Source organism: Trichocoleus sp. FACHB-46 (assembly GCF_014695385.1).
Lineage (GTDB): Bacteria > Cyanobacteriota > Cyanobacteriia > FACHB-46 > FACHB-46 > Trichocoleus.
Window position 1 is genome coordinate 1 of record NZ_JACJOD010000017.1, and the last position, 1,684, is coordinate 1,684.

A 1,684-nucleotide genomic window follows, 5' to 3' on the forward strand; every position below is an offset into this window, starting at 1 on the left:
GTGGTTTGTGCTCAAGAATTGGATGCGACAGCGATGGGATGAATTTGCTAAATTTCGTGATTGTGTAGATACTGCCTTCAAGCAATGTCTTAAGGTGTACTCGTAAGGCTATACAAGGGGTTCAAGTCGTCTACTTACCACCCTATTCACCAGACCTGAATCGTATCGAAAAGTGTTGGGCATGGTTAAAGGGTCACATTCGCAAACAACGACGCAGCGCTACTAGTTTGCGTGAAGCAATGGAGACAGTCCTCAAGGAAGCCGCGTCCTAACTCTTGTGGCGACAGCTATAAATCAAATCTTTGGGGTCCAAATCCACTCGCTCGCCTCTGGGGTTTTGCCGCTAATCCATAAGCGGCCAGAATTCGTGAACACTCGCTCCACCACTATCTCTTCTCCCTGTAAGAGTGCTCCCTGATTGCTTCCCGCTAACCCGTTCACCTGATGGGTGTTGACAATCGCTTTAACCCTGAAACTGAGGTTGTAGAGGTCTACGAACACTGTCCCATCGGCAAACGCAATTTCCTTTAGTTTTACACGCATGGCGATCGCCCTCAGCAGTAACAGTCTCTAGGCTAGCGTTACCTATCTCATGACTGCCGCCATAATTACCTGAGACGAACTAAACAGGGTTCCTCGACGGTACTGACAAATCTGAAAGATTGAACCGCTAATGATAATGGCTCTTTCCGTGAACTCAAAAAAAGCGGCTCAACCTGTTGCAGCGCAGACTGTCTAGCACTTTTACAAAGATTCCCAAATCTTTGATTCTTCTAGTAGGCAAAACGTGTACTACAAGTGCTTAAAAAACTGCTCGAAACACCTACAAATAGCCTTCAATCAGTTAGTTATTGATAATGGCCGTTTTCGATAGCTGAATCTTCCATTATTGCTCTAATGGAGAAGGGGCATTTTGGAAGAAATCTTCTTGGCTTTGGGAAGCGGTTCGAGTAATCGTTTAAGGTCCCATTGTTTGACATCTCCAGTTGAAGTGGACGCCACGCTTGGTTCTTTTGGCTGAGAAACTTCAGAACCAAAGAGCGGTTGTTGGTTTGCCCGATACAATGCCTCAGAGCAGGGTGCGGTGGTTAGGTGGTCAGTACTTCAACCAGTCGAGCTTTTGGCATGTTGCAGTAGCCCTTGACTGACTCCAGAGAAGCTAGAGTCTTGAGTTGCCGGATAGCCAAGTCCCAATCCGTTGGGTGTGGAGTCAGCTCGATCTCGAGTAGGTCATCAATCGCCTCCAGTTGTTCAACTGCTGGGGCAGGAGTGACTAAGACGCGATCGCTTTGGCGACCTGGAGTTGGGGTAATCAGTACCCGCTGCGGCTCCTCAGCAGCTGGGGGAAGGCAGCAATCGGCCCACTACCCGTCAGGGTTGGTTGTACTGGCTCAGGAGTGCTGAACTGGAGCATCATCCATCCGTAGAGAGCAACTAGCGATTCGATAGCAACCTCAATCGTCTCAGCGTGGCGTTCGGCCCCTTCTCGGTACATCCGCTTGTAGTTGCGGGTAGCGATGAAGTGAGCAGCGAGCGCAGCACAATCAACCACTTGGAAAGCTCAGATCTTGCACCTCGTAATCTGAACCTCCCACCCCTGCTGCTGCAACAGCATGCGCTTTTGCTCAACTTCCTGAAGCAACAGGGCAACAACCACCTCGCCTAGGCAGGCTCCGAGCACGGT

Annotated in this window: 2 protein-coding genes and 2 pseudogenes; 2 read left to right on the forward strand and 2 right to left on the reverse strand. The window is 49.8% G+C overall.

Features of this window, described 5'->3' with window-relative positions:
• Together H6F72_RS11845 and H6F72_RS31090 are read left to right on the forward strand one after the other, a co-directional pair.
• A pseudogene (locus H6F72_RS11845) lies at nt 1–106 on the forward strand (IS630 family transposase); the annotation flags it as partial.
• A 10-nt stretch (nt 107–116) separates the two neighbouring features.
• Nucleotides 117–272: pseudogene (locus H6F72_RS31090) on the forward strand (transposase); the annotation flags it as partial.
• Nucleotides 273–294: 22 nt separating this feature from the next.
• Here the strand turns inward: H6F72_RS31090 and H6F72_RS11855 are convergent.
• Both H6F72_RS11855 and H6F72_RS11860 read right to left on the reverse strand, forming a co-directional pair.
• Nucleotides 295–543 carry a hypothetical protein gene (locus H6F72_RS11855; RefSeq protein WP_190435248.1) on the reverse strand — a complete coding sequence of 83 codons (249 nt, stop codon included), beginning with the start codon at nt 541–543 and terminating at the stop codon, nt 295–297.
• Between the two features lie 769 nt (nt 544–1,312).
• Nucleotides 1,313–1,552: a hypothetical protein gene (locus H6F72_RS11860; RefSeq protein ID WP_190435251.1), complete on the reverse strand. Its 240-nt coding sequence runs from the start codon at nt 1,550–1,552 to the stop codon at nt 1,313–1,315.
• Between the last annotated feature and the right edge of the window lie 132 nt (nt 1,553–1,684).